Raw genomic sequence first — 22,149 nt, 5'->3', positions numbered from 1 at the left:
ATGAAGATAAGTCTGTTCACTATTTTTTTAACAATTTATATACTTCCTGCTTTTTCGCAGCAGGCCAGTCCGTTGGCTTTACGTTATCATGAGGCTGCAGCAGCATGGGAGGAAACCCTGCCTTTGGGCAACGGCCGCATCGGCATGATGCCAGATGGTGGAATTGATACCGAACATATCGTATTGAACGATATCAGTATGTGGTCGGGCAGTGTAGATCCGACAGCAGTTAACCCCGCGGCACTGCCTTATCTGAAAGAAATCAGGCAGCTGCTTTTTGCCGGAAAAAATATGGAAGCCCAGAAAATTATGTATGCACACTTTCGGAGCGGCGGCAAAGGGTCAAATCATGGAGAATCGAAAGATGCACCCTACGGTTGTTTCCAAATGCTGGGCGACTTGCACCTTCGCTTCACTTACCCAACTGCGGAGAAAACTGTTGGTTATGAGCGTATCCTTTCCTTAAACGACGCTATTGCTTCGACTAAATTTACCAAAGGAGGTATCACCTACCAGCGTGAATATTTTGCTTCGCATGCCAATGACATACTCGCCACCCGTATCGTCGCCGATAAAAAGAAATCCATTTCACTGGATATCGAGCTAAGCAGACCGGAGCGGGCAAAAGTATGGGTAGAAAATAATACGATCTTTATGGCGGGCCAGCTCAACGATGGGCACAACGGCCAGGACGGCGTGAAATATTTAACGAAGTTACAAGTACTTCATACAGGTGGCAAATTGATCGCTGGCGATCATTCACTCACTGTAAAAGAGTCTGATGAAGTCGTTATATTAATTTCCACTTCAACGAATATGCTCGACACATATTATGAGAAAACAGTAGACGATCTATTAGCAAAGGCAAAGAAAAATTCATTTAATAAGTTAAAACAGCAGCACACCGCCTCCTATCAAACCAAATTTAACCGTGTTGAATTAAATTTGGGTGTGCAAGATCAAGTTGCCACTACCCCATCACGGCTTGCCCATTTTCAGTCCGGCAAAGATCAGGCGCTGGCGGCACTATATTTCCAGTTTGGCCGCTATCTGATGATCAGCGGCACCAATGAAAAATCACTGCCACTCAACTTACAGGGGCTATGGGCTAATCAGGTGCAGACCCCATGGAATGGAGACTACCACTTGAATATTAATCTGCAGATGAATTATTGGCCGGCAGAGGTATGCAATCTTTCGGAACTTCACAAGCCACTGATCGATTTCACAAAATCTTTAGTACCATCGGGAGAAATTTCTGCCCAGAAATTCTACGGAGCTGAGGGCTGGGTAAGCCACATGATGAGCAATCCATGGAAATATACGGCTCCAGGAGAGGAGGCTTCCTGGGGATCAACAAATACGGGTGGCGCCTGGTTATGTGAACACCTCTGGGAGCATTATAAGTTCACGCAGGATAAAAACTACCTGCAAACGATTTATCCTATTCTCTGCGGGGCAGCAGACTTTTTCCTGAGCAGTATGATTGCCGAGCCAAAACATGGCTGGCTGGTCACTGCCCCATCGAGTTCTCCGGAAAATTCCTTTTATCTACCGGGTAGCAAAGAGCGCGTGTATGTGTGTATGGGCCCGACAATGGATGTCCAGATTATTACCGAATTATTTACCAATATCCTTGCTGCAGCTGATGTTTTGGGTGTAACTGATAAACATACCCACAAAATTAAGGCTGTGTTACCGAAACTTCCACCTATGCAGATCAGTCCGAAGGGCTATTTGCAGGAATGGCTTGAGGACTATGAAGAGGTTGAACCCAACCATCGCCATGTATCTCACCTATATGGGCTGTATCCTTCCAACCAGATTTCCCCTGACCTTACCCCACAACTTGCGGCCGCTGCACGAGAAACGTTAAATCGCCGCGGAGATGAAGGTACAGGATGGTCGAGAGCATGGAAAGTTAATTTTTGGGCCAGGCTTCAAGACGGCAACCGTGCTTATACACTTTTAAAAAACCTGCTGCAACCCACTTCCGGCAGTGAGATCAACATGACCAGCGGCGGCGGTACCTATCCAAATTTATTCTGTGCCCACCCTCCCTTCCAAATTGATGGAAATTTTGGAGGTACTTCGGGTATTGCTGAAATGCTGATTCAGAGTCAAAACGGATATGTCGAGCTACTCCCGGCACTTCCCGATGTCTGGGCTGAGGGCAATTTTAAAGGCCTGCGGGTACGTGGAGGAGCAGAAGTGAGTGCCAATTGGAAAAATAAAAAAATCACCTCAATAGCATTAAAAGCATCTGCAGACACGCGTCTTAAACTTAAGGTTCCGGGATATGTCGCCGCAATCAAACAGGGGACGAAAACATTGGCAATCGCGAATGGGTTTATGGAGATTCCCTTAAAAAATAACGAGATTGTTGAGCTGAACATGATTTCTAGATAATTTTCTACGACCTAGATCTAAGGGTAGTCAAGTTATGCAAAGGCTTGCTATGCTAACAACGTTCAGTAGTGAAAGGAAAATCCAGGACGTAAGAACATAAGAGAAAGCTCAAAAGGAAGGCTAACCTTTTGAGCTTTCTTTTATTTCAGTGTGACATCCAAATAGACAGAATGTCGGCCATAGGTTTCATAAAAAGGTTTGAAAACCACATCATCTATTTTAAATTCAAGTGTTGACGGATTACCTTTGATCTTACTGCCTATATCTTTTGCTTCTAACGTGATCTTTCGCCGTTGTTTTCTGGCTTCTGGCTCTTGCGCCGCCAATAAGATCGGCCCATAGAAAAGACTTGCTATATTCGGCTGATCCATTACCGGATCTAAATGAAATTGAAATGGCATCTTTAATTCGATCGTATCACCATCATTCCACGCTCGGCTTATCTTTAGATAAGTTCCCGGTGTGGCCTGGATGGATTCGTTCCTGCCGTTGATCGTGACGAAAAAACCTTTGGTAGCCCATCCCGGCACGCGGATATTCAGATCGAATGTTCCGCTATCTTTCATAATAAGTCGCGTTACATCTGCTTTTGGAAAATTGGTCCGTTGCTCTATAGTCACGTTTTTTTCTTTCCAATAAAGTGTTGACGGAACAAATAGATTCACATACAAAGCGCTGTTATCGCTGCTTTTAAAGTAAATAGAGTTCTGCAATTTGGTACAGCTCTCGAGAGCGGAACCGTTACAGCAGGTCAAACCAGTCATATCGGCATTACTAAATTGCTTCAAGCTTCCAGGTCTTAAGGAGATATGATACGTATTGGCTGGACTATCCTTGGCTACTGAGGCCAAGATATGGTTATAAAGGCCGCGCTCGTAGTAATCCATAAACTCTCCACGCTGATCGAACAAGAAAAGATCAGCGGTCAATTTTAACATATTATATGTTGCAAATGTCTCATTTTGACCGCCTGCAGAAATCCATTTTCATACAAAGTTGCCGACTGACTGATAAAGCATTCTGCATTGGCCGGGTTGCGGGCTCCGGCTACTCCGCCAATACTGTACATATAATCATTAACAGTTTTATCCCAAAAATTCTCCGCTATTTTATAATAGGCAGATTGGATGTCAAGGCAACCCTATAAATTCTAAAATCGTGCAGCAGCGCTTTAATATTTGGCTGTCCGGGCAGTATAGATTTTCCGATTTGGCTTTCTATAACTCCCGAAGCCTGTCCGCGGAGCATAGCACCTATTTCCTGTAGGATTCCTGCTAGCTTATCTACCCGTTTTCCATTAAGATACAGGATGAGTGACCTGAAAGACAGATCCATGACTACTGAAATATGAACCCACTTTCCCGTATCAATGCGTCGAACAGCTGTACTTTTGATACTCCGGTTATTTAGTCTTAAAACAGCCTGATAGCCGCTCTGGTCTTCCTTTCCTCCTGGACTAACAAATAGATGGCTGTCATCATCCCTTCCAATTCTAAAAAATGTCTGCCCCTCCATTTTCGAACGAAGATAAAACTAGCCTGTCAGACTAATAGATTCTAAGTCCGTAAAAATACCTTTTGGAAGTGTGATAAACTCATCTGTACCCCCAGAGAGCGACAAAACTTTGCCAAATTGCGCATAAAGGTAATGCGGACGATCGGGTTCAGGCCATGGCAGTAATAGCCAACATTGCTGATAGCAGCAAATACGGATCAATTTTGAAATGTTTCAAATCGCAGTATTATGCCAGCCCTTACATGGAGAAGTATATCATGGAGGCACTTTTTAAAATGGAGCAAGGAAATTATGCGCTGGCAAGGACAAAAGATCGCTTTAGCGAAATGGTGAATGATCCAGAACGAACAACACTGTATGAACGCTGGGGTATCGGAGAACGCGGGTTTGGCGGCGGCACCACAAACCACGCTTGGAGGGGCGGCGCACAGATTGTACTGACAGAATGCGTTTTTGGGATTAAGCCTTTACTTCCCGGATATACTGAGTTTGCTGTTCAGCCTCAGCCAGCCAGTCTATCATCGGGCTATTTAAGCATACCGACTGTGAAGGGAAACATAACAACTTCTTTCAGAAATGACAAGAAAGGTTTTAGGCTAAAATTAAAAGTCCCGAACGGTTCCAAAGCGATTGTCAAGATTCCCAAAGGATCACCGATCATACTAAACAATAAGGCATTGATTGGAACAGAAGTTGCCGTAAATGATGCAGGTTATGCTACTTTTACACTAACTGCTTGAGATTACGATATAAGAAGAAAACTTCCCCTATAGTTGAATGAAGATTACACCTACATTACTTTAACAATTTAAGCATATTCATTTTATAAATTTTTCCAATTGGAACCTGATAATTGAGATAAAAATCATGTTGCCTTCCACACTGTTAATCTGCTTAGGGGCAACTGCAAATGATTTATGTACCTGTACAAAATCATTTTTAGGTAACTGCTCCAAAAAAGCAGAGAATTTTTCACGAATGGAAATAGGCCCGGTTAGGGTTATTATTTTGGTGTAGTTGCCCGTTGCTACAATGTATAAAATGTTTTCTGTTTCCAGTTGAATTTGCTTTTTATTGCTTTGAACAAAGATTCGATTTGGAACGTTGAAATCGACGTCTATAAGCTTATGATAACGCATTTTGTGGAGTTCGATATAGTTTTCCAAAAATTCAATTTCTTCCTGAATCTGTACGTTTTCCTTTTCGCCTTCGTAGATGCTGTAACGCATCATATCTTAAAGTTTTAATATCAATTCTTGCGCTTTTTGAGAATCCTTTACCACCAGGCCATACAAATTGTTGAGTGTATTGAAGAAGAAATGTGGACTTACCTGGCTTTTCAGCAGCATCAACTCCGCTTTCATTTTTTCGTTTTTTAATTTAATGATGGACACAATCTGTTTGATCAACCAATAAATTCCAAGAGAAATCACAGCCAAACAGAGCAAAGCATATTCGTCCTTTTGTTCATTCTTTTTAAGATCATAGTCACAAAAGTAAATCATTAAAATCTGTCGGTGAAAATAAGTTGACAAACAATCTGTAGCAGGTTTTGAACGGATGAAAATAAATGATAAAAGCACTCTAAGTACCCGATATCCATGTTTGTCCCACATATCGAACATTTCGTCAGAGAGGCTATCTGCTGTAAAGCTGAATTTTTATGAAGTGATAACGACTTTCCTAGCAGTTCGTCCCGTTTCTATTTGCAAATGTGCCTGAGCCATTTCATTAGATCGTGTAATACTTCTTCAAATAGCTTCATTCTTTAATCAAAACATTCATCAGCTTCTAATGATGGCATCAATGGTAATGAACTTCGGTTTGAACCCGGTTGTTCAATGCGTCGGAATTATCCGGATCTGTGTTGATCAACCAGGAAGACAAGAAAATGGTTGCTGATTGTATTATTTTCGTTTCCTATTGTTGTATCTACCAATCAAACGGCTTGTCGGAAAACTGACCAAGGTACCAAGCGCTTCTGTCAGTACAAAATAGCCCTAAATACGTGGCTTACCGTATAAGTCCGCTATCCGCAAAATAGGCAAACGAATGACGCATCACATCTCTTCCCTAAGTAAGTGTCTTCGAACGGGCGCTGGCTTTTTTGATAGATTAAAACTTAGGAATTATGCTTGCAATGAATTACAGGGGCCCCTATCGCGTACGTGCTGATAAAAATGCCCCATTGCCAGAAATCCTCCATCCACAGGATGCGATTGTCCAGGTACTGCGTTCCTGTATCTGCGGATCGGACTTACATCTCTACCACGGACTGGTACCCGACACGCGGGTAGGCTCTACTTTCGGGCACGAGTTTATCGGGGAAGTGGTCGAGGTTGGCGCAGCAATAGAAAATTTAAAAGTTGGCGACCGGGTGATGGTCCCTTTTAACATTGCCTGCGGGAAATGTGCTTTTTGCCGGCAGGAACTGTATGGCAACTGCCATGAGTCGAACCCCGAAGCCACCGCCGTGGGTGGCATCTTTGGCTATTCGCATACCGCAGGGGGCTATGCCGGCGGGCAGGCCGAATATGTGCGAGTGCCCTATGCCGATGTGGGCCCTGTGGTGATCCCCGACTGGATGGACCCCGACGACGCGGTCTTGTTGACCGATGTGGTGCCGACAGGCTATCAGGCGGCTGAAATGGCTGGCATACAGCCTGGTGATACCGTGGTTGTATTTGGCGCTGGACCAATCGGTATTATGGCTGCCAAATGCTCCTGGCTGTTTGGTGCCGCGCGCGTTATTATTATCGATCAGGTTGATTATCGGCTTGAATTTGCCGAACGCTACGCGCAGTGTGAGGCCGTCAATTTCCGGTCTATAGGCGATCCTGTTGTTTTTGTCAAGACAATTACCGATTCGCTGGGGGCCGATGTGTGTATTGATGCCGTAGGTTGTGAAGCTGCCGGCAATGCGATGAATACGCTTTTAGGAAGATATATGATGCTTCAAGGCGGATCTACTACGGCACTCCATTGGGCGATTAACAGTGTAAAAAAGGGCGGCATCGTGTCGATCGTGGGTGTTTATGGTCCGACTAACAGTCTGGTCCCGATAGGCAATGTGCTCAATAAAGGCATTACGATACGCGCCAATCAGGCCTCGGTGAAGCGGCTTTTGCCCAAACTGATCCAACATGTACAAGACGGCATTATCAATCCCAAGGAGCTGATTACACACCGCGTTCCCTTAGAGGAAATAGGCGATGCTTATCATCTTTTCTCTTCCAAATTGGACAACTGCATCAAGACCGTATTAATCCCACCATTGGCTTCAACTTAAGATATTTTATTATGATAACAGATCAAACGACACCCGAAGAATTTATCAACGATAGAGAAGGAAATTATAGCCACATCAAGGGCTGGGGGATCGATTTTGACCCTAGGAATGATCCGACCTTCCCCATTAAAAAACGAAATAACGAAGAACAGCAAGGATACGCCTGGCAGCGGCCTCCGCTACAAGAAGAGACGGTTGAAATACTCAAGTCTGTTGAACGGCCCAATCTGACAGCCGTGTATGGTACGAGTAGTCCACCAAGCGGGCTGAGCGGCGCAATTAGGCGCATCGCTTTCAAATACAGCGAATCAAGCTACGGACGCTGGCTTCCACTGGTCCTGGCAGACCGTGTCAATATGCTGGAAGGCGTTGCACAGGATATCGCAAAAGGCCATCTCCCTAATATCGCCAAAGAACTCGGACTAGGCGCTGAATGGAAATTTAATAAAAAGGCCTTTATCAGCAAATCTATTGTGGCCGGTCTTGCGATTGGGTTGGTGGCCTATCAGTTTTGCTCGAAAAGAAAAATGAAGTGATCCATCCTATCCCAATGATCGATCCTTTCCAAGAGCTGTTGGCGCTGAAACGCTGTCGCATGTCGCCTGCGCGCGACGAATACCTGCGCTCGATTAATTTCAGCACAGTGGGCATCCAAGGAAAATTAAACGGCCTAGATGTAGTAACTGGACACAACAATGGAGTCACAGGAAAATCGCGTATTTTCCTGTGACTTATAATAGCTTAGCACTTATCAGTTCAACTGGGACTTTCTAAATTCCAAGGGTTTCATCCCCGTTTGTTTTTTAAAAAGTCGGGTAAAATAGGATGGGTTTTCAAAGTCAAGTTCATACGCAATTTCAGCAACACCCTTCTCTCCTAAGCGCAATAAATTTTTGGCTTCTGAAATCATAAAAATATGGATCAGCTCCATGGCCGTTTTACCCGTTTCCTGTTTGAGCAAATCACTGAGGTAGCGTGGCGAAACAAAGAGCTGGTCGGCCAAGAAGGCCACATTGGGCAGGCCGTTTTTTGCCAGCTGACCCTGATTAACTTTCTTTTCATATAATATCAGTACCTATCTTAATAGCCTATAAAGGTTATCTTTTCTAATTGTAATTAAACAAATTTATCCGATCTCCTTAGTAATTGCCAAAAAATATTATAAATTAAAAATAAATCATTGCAAAAACGTTTTGCCTAAGATTCATTTACTATCATGTTCTTAGTAACAAGTAATTTATCTTGAATAATTTGCGCCTTTTTAATCTATTTTTGATATAAAATTTATAAAAAATAAAACTTGCGGCAAAAGCTATCCTGGCTCAGCAGGACTTTTCCTCTTTTTAATTTGACGGACTCTCTATCCAGCCTATGAGCAATGGCAAATATCTTCTTATCTTAATCTTAAAAGCTGAAGATCAAATTAATAGGATTTTGGATATACTAAGGTCTGCTACGTTTTAGCGAGATGAAAAATTAAGTGGTTTTTTATCCAATACTTAGAATATTACCCTCGCTGTGTCTTGTACCAATCGATATGCAACCCAAGATTAAAAAAATCAAATGCATTTACTGGCTTTCCATCCTTTCGCCGAAATTCTATCCAGCTTTGATCGGGGCCACGTTTGATAGTAATATGATGTGTTATCCGAATTCCTATACCCGAAGAACCATACTTTAGAGCCTCAATGATCATCAATATAATAAAGTTTTGTAGTTGGCATTTCATCCTGCCAAATTCTAAAAAATATTGATTCCATGATAAAGGGAAACCGTAATTACTTTTATTAACCTTAACTTAGATCCTATATAACTGGGCGTTCTTAGAGCCGTACATTTCAGTCCAGAATTTTCCAGATTGAAAAGGGATTTCACCGCTGTCAATCCAAGGAACAATTGTTGATCAAATTTTTAATCACTTCATTATCCAGATTTTCTATCTGATCTGAAACAACTGAAAGCGAAAATACGATACCCCCTTTTTCCAATAAGATCAGTTTCAGAAATTTTAAATTTTCTTGATTACTAATCTTAACCTGCATGCCTCTACTGACTGCAAACCATGTGTCATTATGCTTAATACGGGCTATCTTACCAAAGTTTTCTTCAACGCCAACTATATCAACAAAAGCCTGTAGATAGAAAAACTCATTGCGCATCATTGTCGAAACATTGGTGAGTGCATTTTCCAGCTGTAAAGCTTTGCTGTTAAAAAGAAAAAGAACCAGGAGTAGTTCATCATTTTCAATGACCAGATCCGGCCGTATAATGACCTTTTTCAGTTGCTTTTCACTTACACCAAAACTTTCTTTTAGACCTGCAGGAAATGTATAACAATCTATAAAATTCTTAACCGTACTTTCCTCTACTATCTTAAAATTTCCTTCAGGTACCTTAAAAGTAATGTTACATCCGCCAGTTTTCACGTTTAGCCCTGTGGGTACAATAGCAGTTTTTACTGTGCCATCATAGAACTTCAGATTTCTGCGGTGAAAATTATCCGCAAATGATGTCTCGAGTTTTTTCCCCCTGGGGTTGCCAAAGAGAACAGCATCCTCCCGAATGTATTTCTTTAGCTCTTCTGCATCAAAAGATAATGCAGCAGGGTCACTGGCAGGATCATAATAGAATTTTTCATGGGTGTAGAATCCATTATCTAAATGGGTAATAATAGCCTTGATCAGCCGGAAATCACCTGATCTCTCACCATCTTTTAAATAACCTTCAACATCAGCTCTATGGAAGATCATCTTAACCGTCGAAATATCACAGTAAGGATGGCTTACAATAGCAAGTAGCAGGTCATTTCCGTCATCGTAATTGTGATTTTTTGCAATAAAATCCAGTTCGATAGGTTCCGTGATTGCTGCTAGCACTTCCCTATCCAATTCATTTCCTTTAAAACTGTATTCAAAAAATGTTTTGCTTAGAAAAACTGCTCTTTTTTCTGATATCTTGTATTTCATAAATGAAAATCCTATTAAAGTTTGGAATATAGGCTGTTTACTTTCAAAGTCCGTAATTTTAAAACAGTTGCAACGTTATTACCACTGAATCCAAATAAATTATCCGGTTAATGCCCCCCAAAGACTCACTACTCCAAATTATAAAGAAATTAATGATGCATATTCTATTCGTATGTGATCCGGGGTGACTGGCTCCTATAAAAAGTCCCTAAGCATAATGGTTTGGCGAAAAATTAAAAACCATAAAGCCAATTATTGAGTACACCATCTGAGCTTTCCAGTTCTATGGCATCCATGATTTTTTCGTAAAAACCGCAGATATATTCTCTGTTCTCTGTATCCAGGTTATAATCATTGAACCTGTTCAGATCGTTTTTCATCAGATCCCTATACTGCTCATCACTAAAATTACTGTTTACCCCTTTGGTAAACCGCTCAATGCTTTCATCAAGAAGCTGGGACAGAACTTTTTCATTTTCCTTATCGGCCAGACCTGGATAAAAATCTTCCTGGACAAATTTTGGTGCAGCTTTTAATGCTTCGAGATGTTGTATTTTTTCCATTGTATTTACGTCTTTATTCTTACAGGAGTAAAAAGTAAGCATAATCAGGGAATATATAAAGATCTTTGAGATGATATTTTTAAGAAATAATTGCATATGCTGAGGTTTAATTTTCCACTTGATTGTCATAAAGGATGATAAGAAAATAACGTTTAGCTTTCTCCTTTTTAGGTGGCATGGCATAAGATATTGTTAGTTTCGCTTTTTTTGTTCACTGCCTATCAGTATTTCCGTGAACTCAAATTGCGTTTCAAAATTTTCATTCTGAACACTTGAATTTTTTACACGGTATCCAAATTTTTCAAAAACAAGCAGTAACCTGCTGTATTCATTGATCATTTCATCAGGATTACCAAATTTAAAGCCTTCATGGATAGAAAAAACATCCTTCTTCATCTCTTCAGTGGTCTGACTGATAGTTATTACTCCCTTTTTAAACGTTGACTGGATAAAGTGGTGTTTATTGAACCTGGCAATAAATATATGGGTGTCATTACTCTCCGTCTTACCTTCCTTAGTCCACCGAAGTCCTCTATTGGCGCCCCACTCAAACTTTAGCGGGGAATTAGCGACCATTAATTTCGGGGCTAGATCCAGATTTAGATCAAGAAATAATTTTGATAGATCTTCTCTCATAGTAGATTGGGCTGGTAAGCTCAGGCTTAAAAAGACAAATAAGAGAATCAGATTTTTTTTCATACGGGTGGTTATCAGGTTTAGCTATTTTTAAAGAGGAAACAAAAATAGGACAATTCTAAATTCTTTAAAATATTTAGACATCAGGTTTTTTACGGAAAATATATCTTTTTAGCTTCTAAACTTACAGTACGGTATCTCTAATTTCGTTGGCATAAATATGATTTATGGCTCTTGTCTGTCCATTTTGGAAAAGAAATTTTTTAATCCCCTCTAAATCCGATAATGGAGTTACTTCTAGAAAATCACGCAATTGCTTATCAAGGAAGAAAATGTGTAAAAGGTCACCTTTTGAATCTTCCCTCCATAAATCCCATCCTGATATTATTAATCTTCTAGACTCCTGAGTTTCGTCAATACCTACAGGCTTCGTTAAGAGATTTTTCTTAAGTGCAAAATACATTTGTTCGTCTGTGAAATCGGGTGTGAAATTCTTTTGCCTACCATATAGGTCTTTCCAGAAGTATTTCAACGGCTTACTATAATAAACTTTTTTAGCCATATTAATTCAAAACTTTCCTGTGGGTGTTAAAAGCGTTTATAATGAATACTTTAAGGCAATATAGAAAATTATTACATAATTATGAAGTCTGTTCGCAAATGAGCTTTGTATTAATCTTCTCTATTTATGCTTGGATTTTGACTCTCAAACTTTACTCGGATGAATACCATTTTGTTCAGCATAAATATTAACCAATCCTTCATCGTCATTATAATATTTCATAGTAGTTATTACACTTTTATGTCCCATTAAAACCTTAGTTGTAGCTAAAGTTGTTTTTTTGTTGAGAGGTTAGTTTGAATTCGACAAAAAAAGCCCCCCCTTGTTAACCGTCAAGGGAGGCAATGTTGGCTAGATGTCCGCTTTGGCTAAATGTTAACCGGCTTTGGGCTTCGATCTAAATCAAAGGCCGTAAGATTAGTTAATATAACAGTTGTTCATTTCTTCTAAAATGTTGTTCAAAAGTTCACTGCTATTCATAATTATCTCTCCGGAACAGAATTTGTGGCATTCGGAACAAAAAGCAGTTACTCCCAGAGCAAGGGCCCTAAATCTATTAGCGTCCGTCCCTGAGTTCTTATACTTAATTTAACATAACTTTATTTGTCTGCGGACCTATCTAAATTGATAGCATCTAGCCAATTGTCAAAATTATCATCTTCTCCCAATTCTCCTGCTTTAGGTTGCTTTTTTGACAAAGTGGCGAATATTAATGGTTGCTCAAACTTTATAGTATATTCTCCATCTACGTCCCTGTCAATCTTGACAGTTAACTGAGCATCATTAAAAATTTTTGATACGACCTCATTATCAGTACCGCCAACTTTCGCATCTAATTTAGTTTTTAAAGCTGCTGTCTTATTTATTTTTACTGTTACCCCTTTGATTATACAATCCGCCACAATAATAACTAGCCGACCATTATTATACGCTTTAAATATTTCAGTAGACTTGTCTAGACTATTTATATAATTCATAACAGGCTGTCTACGCAAAGTTCTCATTACCGCGCCCTCGATCTCGACATTAATGCCTATTTCTTTTTCCGAGTTAGCACTTGCCGAAATCCCTAAAACTTGGTATAATTTGGGAAGAATAACTTCTGCCCCCCAATTATTCTTCACGGTCTGTTCGAGCATTATTGGGCCACCATTTCCTATCGCTACAAATCCCTTCATCCCTATCCAGTCTTCTTTATCGCCTTCAACGCCCTCAATACAGTACAGCATGTCGCATAACATCTCAGTAGGGCTCACTTTTTTATTATACATCGTTAGTACGCCAAAATTATCAACTGGATAGCTGAAGGTCTTAAATTGAGCTAAATCAGAACCTATAGCCTTTTTCACTGCATCTTGGAATAATTTATTATAGTTCTGCGCGCCTAGATAAGTGGGTAAACCCAGTATAATTGCAATAAGGATTAATTTGATGTTTTTCATAGTTTTTATTTATTAAAGTTGGTTACATGTTTATATTTAGCCTTTATTTGATCTATAGAAGTAAATCTTTCCTCAAAACCATCTTTGATAATGGTAATATCGATATCGCTGGACAAATTGTGCTGCCAACGCGATGCTAACTCTGAAAAAAAGTATGTCTTATCGCTAATAAATGCGATACCCGATACATCATCATTTTTCATTCCTCTTTTAAAATTATAACCAAATACTTTGGATCCTTTTTTGATAAAGCATGGGGATATCCTGCCATCTAAATCTTCACAAAAGCCATTTTTAAAATTGATCAATTTCTCCAAATTTATCCGACCTCCTGAACCAAATTTCGACACGAGGTTTGAATCAAGATCACAGGATAGCAACAACCGAATTTTAGCTTCTTCTGCGTCTGGAACAAAATTCTTCGCTCTCCAATAGGCCTTGGCAATCAGCATAGTTGCTCCAATATCGGGAACAGCAAAACTTGCTCCGATAAACGGCCTGGAGCAATATTTTGAGAATTCCCATCCGCCCCCCTTTCCGATGGTAGTAACACCACTCGCATTTTCGGAATACATGCCATTGAAAGAACCACTTTTAATCTGTGAACTAACAGTAATACAACCGTATCCCTTAGTTTTATATAATGCTGTCAAAGGTTGGGCTGTAGGACTCGATGAATCCAGTTCATCTAGTGATTCTATTCGTCTATTTGTTTCGTTTAGACAAGCTGTAATAAAAGTCGTCGGGCTTAAAACAGGATTAGGAAATACTGGTTTACTGGTCGAAATATAAAAAGATGTCGAAATAATGTCGGGTTTATTATTATAGCTATCACTGAGATAAGCTTGAAGGATCTCACTGGGTATACACTTAGCGCAAATCTCATCTACATGATTAGCGTTTGATTTCAAACCATCTATTAGAAACTGACCAAAGACTCGATCTAGATCTAAATCTAATTGGCTATAATAGTTTGTTAGAAAGTCTAAGGCTTTCTGTGGATCATGCCGATAATCAATTGAAATAATCTTTAATTTTAAATAACTCAGATCAATCCCTAATTCCTGAAACTTTTGCTTTACGACAGAGACAACTTTTTGGCCGTGCGAACAATCTCCTTCCGTAAAAAAATCAAGCACATAATATTCTCCAAAATTGTCCTTGTTGAGTATTGATAGTTTAGACTTTAACGTATCTGAATAATTATAAATGGATGATATGCTAACGCTGTTTATTGTATCCAATGAAAGTGTATCAGCCGGAAATTCTACAGCGACATAGCGATCTGATTTATTTAGAATCCGAATAGCATTTTTATTCGCTTTTTCTAAACCACCCCCAAAAACTTTACTTTTTAATTCATCAAGTTCTTCCGGAGATAGATCAAGTTTCAAAAGGCTAGTTTGTTCAGGCAAAATGATAGCACTAGAATCTTGAGCAATTGAGTCCTGCTGAACAAATGATATCGGTAAGGCAACAACCCTTCCAGATACCGTGTCAATACTCTGAAAATAGGACACACTTGAATTTTTCTTCGGTATTCTAAAAGTTGAAGGTGTCAAAATCTTATTACCTTTAACAATCGATTTGGTCGCTAAAGGACCATTCAATTTTACTATTGCATTTTTTATTTCCGAAAAACCGGATGAATTTGTTCTAGCGTTTAAATTAGAATAGGAAGCAATGAATTTATCAAGGCCTTTTTCTTTACTAACGATAGTATCTATGAGATTATTAGCCAGAGATTTCTTTGTTTGAAAAGATAAAAGGCGATTTTTCTCTTCATTGGATAAAGCATTTAAGTCTATGAAAACGAAAGAGGACGAATTTTCTCTCGAAGGTGATTTCTGAATGTCCTGTCCATGATTAAACAAAGGGACTAAAAGAAAAATTAGCCATAATATCTTCTGTAAATTAAGAAACTGAATATTCGGAATATTTATCCCTCTCGTCACACACAATTCGGTTTCGAATCGATCAAATGACATTTTAAATGGATTTTTCATAAATCATAGTTGTCAAATATTTTCGCAATAGATTATTGCCTTTTGGATCACAAAGGACTATAAAACTTCATGGCGTAGAAACTTGCTTGAACTGTTTGAAACTTGCGGCAAACTAATAATATAATGGCTGTTTAAATCCTCAACAAATAAACGATAGTATTGTTTTCAAGATTTAAAAAAAAAGCCCTTCTCACCATGCTTAGTTTTTTAAATAACAATTATTAAGGAAAACAAAGTCGTCAAGTGTATTTGTTCATTTGATTGTTTATTCAAGATTAGCCTAGTTGATTGCTATTATTAATTTTCATTCCGAAACAACATTTGTGGCATTCACTTCAAATAACATTTATGAAAAATTTGAGCGAAAATTTCAAACACTTCAGGAGTAAGGAAAATCCTGAAGATCTATTTTGATGATTTTATGAGGATACAATGGAAACTGACTACTATACCTATTATAATAAAATGCCTAAAGATCAAATCCGAGATAATATAAAATCACAAGAACAGGTAATCTATCAGGACAGCTTCGAAAACTTTTATCATCTTATTTTGGAAGGAAAAATTGAATTGCTAACCAGCCGCCTCAAAAAGATTTATATGGGATAGCACACAATTAAGATCGGACCGCCTCTTTTGCTATCACAGGCAAAAAGATAAAAAACCTGGGCAATACGGCTGTTTTTTTTAACAGTAACCGAAATACCTCGTGGATCTTAGCCAAAATCTTAGGCTTAAAAAATATCCCTAAATCATGGAATGGCATCGCCCCTACTGAAATTTCCAAATAAAGAATTGCGCGAACAAATTGTTGTCGTACACATTTTTAATATTTCTACCCTTGCTATGAACGGTAGAAATATTAAATTTTTGTCAGATCTATCTATTTTCTTACTCTACTTCCTCGGTCAAGGCTATCTTCGAAATCATTATATTGGGTCCTTTTGAAGTATTCACTTTTAACTTTAATACCCCATCATTGGAATCTTCGCGCATCACATGCAATTTGATCCACTGCCCTTCTTTGTCGTGTCGGCCCAGGGTATACGGCCGTCCTTCAAATTCAATATCTGCCTGACGTCCCAAATTATTCCAGTCGTGAAAAAAGACATAAAAAGTACCGATCATGCCTTGTGGCACATGCATGGTCACTTCCATTTGTTTGCCCTGCCAGGCTGAAGAAACCTCGTCTTTCCAGACTCCCTCTGCTTTTATGCTATAAGTCGTCGATTTACTGGCTTCACTCAAATCCATGACAGGGGACCAATCGACATTTCGGTCGATAGCTTGTGATTTTTTGCCGGCTTCGACATACAGCAGTGAATTTTTAAAGGCTTTTGGTGCAACACTTTTTAAAGGCTCCACGAAGACAAACATTTTACGCAGTGAATCCAAATTCGGTTCATAATCTGGTGCAAAGTCATCCGAAACCATATACTTTTCAAGACTTGCCTTCAACTGCTGGCTTACAGGATTTTTCTTATCTTGTATATTAAAACCAGTTACCAATAATTTGCCTTTTCCAACCTTTAATTCAAAAATAGAAGCCAGCTTGTTGTTGCGATGAAAATCGTCTATAGGCTGTGCTATAGGCCTATATATCGCCGGAAAATTATTGATATAAAAACCTTTTGCACCTTTGTAGATGGCTTGCCATTGCCAGTTGCTGTGTGCATCTGTTGGAAATTCCTTAAATGCCGGATGTTTGTCGCGCAGTAATAAGCCTATCGTATTGATTCCCTGCCCCGGAAAAAAAGTAAGTGACCAATATAAGGGGTAGAAGCTGATCATATCTGCCGTTTTCACATTGCCCAGATCAGAAGCATCCAACAGCACCTTCCCGCCCGCATGTAAAACTTGTTCTGCCTTAGCGTCAAACCGCTCCGTTATGTAGACCTCTTTTTCATGAACATTGACCGGTGGATATACCCAGATCTCCCAGCGATTTTTGATGGGTCGATCTTTCAATCCAACCTCTACAGTGAGCTTTGTAGCTCTTTTGACCTTGGAAAAATCACTGCTAAAGGATTCTATAATTTCTGAGCTCCCAGCCTGAAAAGTTTGGTTCGTAAAATCACCAGCGGATAACACATTTGCCGTCTCATCATAAATCTTCCAGTACACCTGATCTTGGAAATCAGCCTTACCGTAATGGGCAACCTGCACTTTGGCCTGGAAAGGCTCGTCTGTTTTCCATACAAATTTTGGTAGGCGCAACAGCATTACTGTGGTATCATGATGCATCTTGAATTTTTCGGGAGTAGTAATCCCTTTGTTATCATAAAAAGCATCGAGCCAACCTATGAGCGCCTCTCCTTGCCCTTGATAGTCCTGCATGCTTAGCAATTGTATGCCTGCTGCTGAGGGTGTTCGAAGAAAGGACTCTATCTCATTTTTATACATCAGCTGGTTGAGCGCGCCAGAAGCCTGCACAAAAGCTTCATTTTGTGATTCGAGGTTGTTTTTTCTGGCCTGTTCCCGAAAGAGTTCAAGGTTTCTGGCTTTCAGTACGCCAGTGTATTTTTTTATTTCATCCCATCTTGGATATACGGGCCATTGCCCGATTTCATGTGCGATAACTGGGATATTTGATTGACTATACACTTTTTCAAAATCCCAATCCGTTGTCGCACCACGCATTCCTCTGGTTCCTCCTAATTTGTCAATATAATGTGTTGCGATAAACTGATCTAACGCTGTTATCTTCCGCGCTGAAGAAACAGCATATAATCTTCTTGAATCTTTTGCTTTATAGGGTTTCAGCCAGGATTCCATGACATCAAAATCTGAATTACCCAATTCATTACCGATAGCCATTGTTGTAAAAGAAGCATGGTTTCCATAACTGGCCAACATGGTAGCAATCTCTTTTTGTGCAAAGGAATCTGCAGAAGCATTATAGCCCAGACCTTTCGGCCTGCCCTTTGTGTTCATCTCTTCGCGCCCCGGATTGTCAACAGCCATCCACCAATCTAGCCAGATGACTTCCGGCTGTAGATAAAGTCCTATTCGATCTGCAGCAACAAATGCCGCTTCTGGTGGACACCAGGAATGAAAACGCACATGGTTCAATCCATAAGCTTTATAGATACGGAAAATACGTTCCCATTCTTCGACATTCATCGCCGGATAACCGGTTAATGGAAAATGGACGCAATCTAAATTTCCCCGCAGAAAAACGGGGCGTTTGTTTACTAAAATCTTCGATTTGGAAGCGCTGATTTCACGAAAACCTATTTCCATTTCCCTCACTTCCAATTCGCGATCCTTATCATCCAGTAACCTCAGCGTTAATGTATAAAGATTCGGATTGATATCGTCCCACAATTGAACTAAATCAGGTACATTTTCAGTGATATCAATAGGCAGTTTAGCTGATAATAACGTAAACTTCCGTTTTCCATGAAATAGCTCATTCCCACTCTTACGTTCCCGTAAGGAATAGGTTAGCGTTACAGAGCTTTTCTTTCCACTATTATTCTGTAAAGTATCCTTGAGCTGAAAAGCCTTGGGTGCAATTGATGTGAAAACTTGCGGGTTAAAAAAATGGATTGGATTCTTTGCTATTAATTCAATTTTGCCGACTATACCATTCCAGATGCTCTGTGTGTACTCTGTATATGCGTGACCTTTATCGCCGATATTATAGATCATGTCATTGTTGATACGGATTGTCAGCCTATGTTTGCCCGGGCTAAGTGTTCCGAGTGAATACAGATGTGGCGAGTTTAATGCATCCTGAGGAGCAAACTGTCTTCCATCAACGAAAAGCATAGATTGCCACATCACCCGTTCCAGGTTCAAAAATATCTGTTTGCCCTTCCAGTCTGTCGGAACCGTAATTTCCCGCTGATACCAAGCGGGGCCATAGTATTTATATGCTCGGGTTAGAATACCAAAGTCAGATCCATTTGTCTTTGTCCCGTATCTTGCTTCATCTGTCGTCCCCGGTAATTGAATCGTTTTGGCAAGATCACGGTCAAACCACTTTTCTTCCAGTCCCCGGTTTTTCTCGTCCAGACTGAAGCGCCAGGTTCCGTCCAACATCTGTTTGTTCTGTGCAAAAGAGTAAGATGAGATAATCCAAAAGAAAACTCCGATAGAAAAGGATAACAGCCTCATAAATAATGTAACATTAAAATAATTCTTCAAAGAAACTCGTATTCATGTTATCTAAGATGTAGAAAAATAGTAAAAACATGTAAAATATGCTTTTTCTAATTTTTTATCTAAAAAAAGAATACATCGACAAATGCCGCTGTATTTACATAAAACACTATATTAAACTAAATTTGTCTTTTTTCACATCTGATAGTATTGATTCATTTATAAATTTGAAGCTCCCGCGACTATTTCACAACTGCTCATCTTTAAATAGCTTATTAAATAGATAAGACCGCATCAAAATCTTATGAAACTATAAGACTATTTCAATTGCCTTTCCTTGCATTTTGGTCTTTTTGATGATTTTACCATTTTCGGCCTTCACAATAAGAAACTCTTGCCGCCCTTGGCATCCGTAGCCGCATCTGTAAGCTTGTTTTCTGTCCCATCGGCAAGTATTATAAATGTAATAGAGACCCCATTTAAGGTGACCTTGAATTTCTTATCTGAATAGATCTTGAATGACCCACTTGTTGTTGAGCCTGTAAGCTCATAGGCAACACCGCTGGCTGAAGAGTTTGCGACAAGATCCTCGTCGTCTGCTCCAGTATCCTGGCACCCGTCAACCGTACGATTTTTTGATGTCGAACTAATTTTTATCGCTGTACCGGTTTCAATAACCTCCCCTGACTCCGATTCTGTTTCTTCATCTTTTGAACATGAGGCTATGGAGGCTCCCACCATCAGGGTCATTCCATAAAATATTACTTACCTTAACATAAGTTTACTTTTTTTATTATTTCAAAGCTAACAACAACTTGTGTTAATGAATATTAAGCAACAGCCCAGCGCTTGGGAACTCACACCAGCGGAGTTATCAAAAATATGAGGCACCAACAACAAATAAACCCCTTAGTACTGTAAATTAGAAAAGTCCAATCTCAGCTGTCGCAAAATGGGGTACTTACAACATAGCCCAATCATCAGATCAGGCTGTATAGATTACAAATGGATAAAATTGATATAACGGCATTTAATCTTAACTAAATATTGAAATCAATTTTTCCTTGATATCGATAGAAAAATATAAGTGGTTTCTTTTATAGCTGTTATTACATTTAAAGTTAGGCATAACGTTGCATTTCGGCTTATTTTTTCGTTAATAAAAGAGCTAAATCCTGTTTTGCAAGCAAATGTCCTTTATTGATAATGTTACTCTTGAGATACAGAAAACACTGATTGCTATGATCGAGTTTGCCAATAATTACCTTAATAGATTTTATATCCAGTTCTCCCATTTCTGCAGAAACTACTTTATTTGGATCTGAAATTAATTGTCCGTCTTTCTTAACTTCTTCGAGTTGCCAGGAGTAACCTACCCAAGGCCCTGCAACCAATGTTGTCTGTTTAACATTCATAGTGATATGCTCTTTGTATTCCAAGTCCAGACTATCAACCCTGAGTCTCTGGTCTTTTAAATCGACGACTAGATATTTTAAATAATCGCCGAAGTCTTTCGGTTCAAAATATAAACTATTTTCCTTACGCACGATCTTGAGCTCAATTACCCCTATTTTGTCTAATTTGACAGATTGGGAGAACTTCATAAAAACAGCATACTCCTCTTCGCTAATACCTAGATTCTTGTGATACGGTATCGGCTCTCCTGGTTTTAATTTCTCCATTGTTTTAAAAAACCAATCTTCATTGGCTTTCATCGCTTGTTTCATTTTCTCGGCAATTGCGAACTGCGCTGCATTGGGACGGGGAACTCCCAATACCGCTGCGGTATAGTTGCCCTCAGGGAGTTGTCGCTCAACGAACTGAATTGCAAGTGCATTGCTTTTCACTCCTGACTGATTTTGCGCAAAAACATGGAGAGAAAACAGGAATGCAACTAGCACCGCATACAGACGAAGATATCGGTATAGAAATGTCATGTTAAAGCTGTTTGATTGCTGAAATTAAGGTTTTATTCTGACATTCCTACATCTTCCGCACCAAATTAAAATGGTGCTACTTTTTCTTTTGGAATCTGGCCATTTTTATACTCCTTGATTTGACTGAAGTAAAAACTAACACCAACACCGTCTATATAACTGAGCTTAGAAAAGTTCTCATCGATTTCCTGTTCGCTGTACCAGCCTATTCTTTTCTCTCCCCGAACTAGTTTTTTAACATCTTCATCTATTTTTTGAAGTTGTTCTACTGTCATAAATTTAAGTGGATTTACAGCTACAAATCCAAAGTATACCTCGATCACTTTCAAACTAGTTGGATCGAAAAACATGGAGACATAGATCTGCGCATCTTTATCTATATCTGTTAATTTACTGCCATCAACATTTCTCAATACAATATCTCGAACAGTATCAAAATAACTTGTCTTTAACATCGACGGATGAGGTTTAACTGCTTGGTCTACATTATAATATTTATTGTTTTTATCACCGACTAAAGTATAACTCTTACCATCTATGAAAGTATGTTCCAATTTCTCTTTATAATAGAACGTTTTGATCTCAAAACATTGATTAAGTGTGAAAAGATTAGCAGCGGTTAACGCTATTTTAATAAAAGTCATCATAAATTAATAAACCAAATATCTCCAACTATTCTTTTCTCATTCAATAAGTATGTATCCGGCCTATGAACTA

19 protein-coding genes and 2 pseudogenes are annotated in these 22,149 nt (G+C 39.3%); 6 read left to right on the top strand and 15 right to left on the bottom strand.

Annotated elements, in window-relative coordinates; translation table 11 throughout:
- Positions 1-2,409: a glycoside hydrolase family 95 protein gene (locus tag B3E92_RS02295; protein ID WP_286895162.1), complete on the top strand. Its 2,409-nt coding sequence runs from the start codon at positions 1-3 to the stop codon at positions 2,407-2,409.
- Between the two features lie 140 nt (positions 2,410-2,549).
- On the opposite strand, the gene B3E92_RS02290 is transcribed toward B3E92_RS02295, so the two are convergent.
- Both B3E92_RS02290 and B3E92_RS02285 read right to left on the bottom strand, forming a co-directional pair.
- Complete coding sequence (locus B3E92_RS02290) at positions 2,550-3,347, bottom strand: beta-L-arabinofuranosidase domain-containing protein (RefSeq protein ID WP_286895161.1); 798 nt, start codon at positions 3,345-3,347, stop codon at positions 2,550-2,552.
- A 166-nt stretch (positions 3,348-3,513) separates the two neighbouring features.
- The gene (locus tag B3E92_RS02285; protein WP_286895160.1) at positions 3,514-3,924 is read right to left on the bottom strand and encodes a LamG-like jellyroll fold domain-containing protein; all 411 of its coding nucleotides are present in this window, start codon (positions 3,922-3,924) and stop codon (positions 3,514-3,516) included.
- 242 nt (positions 3,925-4,166) lie between these two features.
- Here B3E92_RS02285 and B3E92_RS02280 point away from each other — a divergent pair, with 242 nt between their 5' ends.
- Complete coding sequence (locus tag B3E92_RS02280; protein WP_286895159.1) at positions 4,167-4,664, top strand: alpha-L-rhamnosidase C-terminal domain-containing protein; 498 nt, start codon at positions 4,167-4,169, stop codon at positions 4,662-4,664.
- Positions 4,665-4,742: 78 nt separating this feature from the next.
- Here the strand turns inward: B3E92_RS02280 and B3E92_RS02275 are convergent, their stop codons facing one another.
- Both B3E92_RS02275 and B3E92_RS24260 read right to left on the bottom strand, forming a co-directional pair.
- Complete coding sequence (locus B3E92_RS02275) at positions 4,743-5,063, bottom strand: LytR/AlgR family response regulator transcription factor (protein WP_286895226.1); 321 nt, start codon at positions 5,061-5,063, stop codon at positions 4,743-4,745.
- Positions 5,061-5,429: pseudogene (locus B3E92_RS24260) on the bottom strand (histidine kinase); the annotation flags it as partial. The pseudogene B3E92_RS24260 and the gene B3E92_RS02275, both read right to left, overlap by 3 nt.
- 626 nt (positions 5,430-6,055) lie before the next feature.
- Between B3E92_RS24260 and B3E92_RS02265 the strand changes: the two are divergent.
- The 3 genes and pseudogenes from B3E92_RS02265 to B3E92_RS02255 all read left to right on the top strand — a co-directional run.
- A pseudogene (locus tag B3E92_RS02265) lies at positions 6,056-6,478 on the top strand (alcohol dehydrogenase catalytic domain-containing protein); the annotation flags it as partial.
- Between the two features lie 30 nt (positions 6,479-6,508).
- Positions 6,509-7,213 (top strand): zinc-binding dehydrogenase, encoded by a 705-nt coding sequence (locus tag B3E92_RS02260; protein WP_286895228.1) that lies wholly within the window; start codon positions 6,509-6,511, stop codon positions 7,211-7,213.
- 11 nt (positions 7,214-7,224) lie between these two features.
- A complete protein-coding gene (locus B3E92_RS02255) occupies positions 7,225-7,749 on the top strand; it encodes a hypothetical protein (RefSeq protein ID WP_286895157.1) in 525 nt (174 codons plus the stop codon).
- A 215-nt stretch (positions 7,750-7,964) separates the two neighbouring features.
- Here the strand turns inward: B3E92_RS02255 and B3E92_RS02250 are convergent, their stop codons facing one another.
- From B3E92_RS02250 to B3E92_RS02220, 7 genes are all read right to left on the bottom strand, one after another.
- The gene (locus tag B3E92_RS02250; RefSeq protein ID WP_286895156.1) at positions 7,965-8,225 is read right to left on the bottom strand and encodes a helix-turn-helix domain-containing protein; all 261 of its coding nucleotides are present in this window, start codon (positions 8,223-8,225) and stop codon (positions 7,965-7,967) included.
- 868 nt (positions 8,226-9,093) lie between these two features.
- Positions 9,094-10,179, bottom strand: coding sequence for a DUF4274 domain-containing protein (locus B3E92_RS02245; RefSeq protein ID WP_286895154.1), 1,086 nt, complete (start codon positions 10,177-10,179; stop codon positions 9,094-9,096).
- A gap of 233 nt (positions 10,180-10,412) precedes the next feature.
- Positions 10,413-10,742: a DUF4844 domain-containing protein gene (locus B3E92_RS02240; protein ID WP_286895153.1), complete on the bottom strand. Its 330-nt coding sequence runs from the start codon at positions 10,740-10,742 to the stop codon at positions 10,413-10,415.
- 192 nt (positions 10,743-10,934) lie between these two features.
- Positions 10,935-11,441, bottom strand: coding sequence for a hypothetical protein (locus tag B3E92_RS02235; RefSeq protein WP_286895151.1), 507 nt, complete (start codon positions 11,439-11,441; stop codon positions 10,935-10,937).
- A gap of 121 nt (positions 11,442-11,562) precedes the next feature.
- Positions 11,563-11,940 carry a hypothetical protein gene (locus tag B3E92_RS02230; protein ID WP_286895150.1) on the bottom strand — a complete coding sequence of 126 codons (378 nt, stop codon included), beginning with the start codon at positions 11,938-11,940 and terminating at the stop codon, positions 11,563-11,565.
- Positions 11,941-12,539: 599 nt separating this feature from the next.
- Positions 12,540-13,382, bottom strand: coding sequence for a hypothetical protein (locus B3E92_RS02225; RefSeq protein ID WP_286895148.1), 843 nt, complete (start codon positions 13,380-13,382; stop codon positions 12,540-12,542).
- Between the two features lie 5 nt (positions 13,383-13,387).
- Positions 13,388-15,388 carry a hypothetical protein gene (locus tag B3E92_RS02220; RefSeq protein WP_286895146.1) on the bottom strand — a complete coding sequence of 667 codons (2,001 nt, stop codon included), beginning with the start codon at positions 15,386-15,388 and terminating at the stop codon, positions 13,388-13,390.
- Positions 15,389-15,820: 432 nt separating this feature from the next.
- Between B3E92_RS02220 and B3E92_RS02215 the strand changes: the two genes are divergently transcribed.
- Positions 15,821-15,997 carry a hypothetical protein gene (locus tag B3E92_RS02215; RefSeq protein WP_286895145.1) on the top strand — a complete coding sequence of 59 codons (177 nt, stop codon included), beginning with the start codon at positions 15,821-15,823 and terminating at the stop codon, positions 15,995-15,997.
- A gap of 282 nt (positions 15,998-16,279) precedes the next feature.
- On the opposite strand, the gene B3E92_RS02210 is transcribed toward B3E92_RS02215, so the two are convergent.
- The 4 genes from B3E92_RS02210 to B3E92_RS02195 form a co-directional block, all read right to left on the bottom strand.
- Entirely contained in the window at positions 16,280-19,510 is a 3,231-nt protein-coding gene (locus B3E92_RS02210) for a sugar-binding domain-containing protein (protein WP_286895144.1), read from the bottom strand.
- Between the two features lie 363 nt (positions 19,511-19,873).
- Positions 19,874-20,245 carry a hypothetical protein gene (locus B3E92_RS02205; protein ID WP_286895143.1) on the bottom strand — a complete coding sequence of 124 codons (372 nt, stop codon included), beginning with the start codon at positions 20,243-20,245 and terminating at the stop codon, positions 19,874-19,876.
- Between the two features lie 395 nt (positions 20,246-20,640).
- Complete coding sequence (locus B3E92_RS02200) at positions 20,641-21,432, bottom strand: hypothetical protein (protein WP_286895142.1); 792 nt, start codon at positions 21,430-21,432, stop codon at positions 20,641-20,643.
- A 65-nt stretch (positions 21,433-21,497) separates the two neighbouring features.
- Complete coding sequence (locus B3E92_RS02195) at positions 21,498-22,079, bottom strand: hypothetical protein (protein WP_286895141.1); 582 nt, start codon at positions 22,077-22,079, stop codon at positions 21,498-21,500.
- Positions 22,080-22,149 lie beyond the last annotated feature (70 nt).

It is taken from the genome of Sphingobacterium sp. UBA6317 (assembly GCF_002440385.1).
Classification (GTDB): Bacteria; Bacteroidota; Bacteroidia; order Sphingobacteriales; family Sphingobacteriaceae; genus Sphingobacterium; species Sphingobacterium multivorum.
This window is presented reverse-complemented; position numbering and strand designations above follow the sequence as displayed.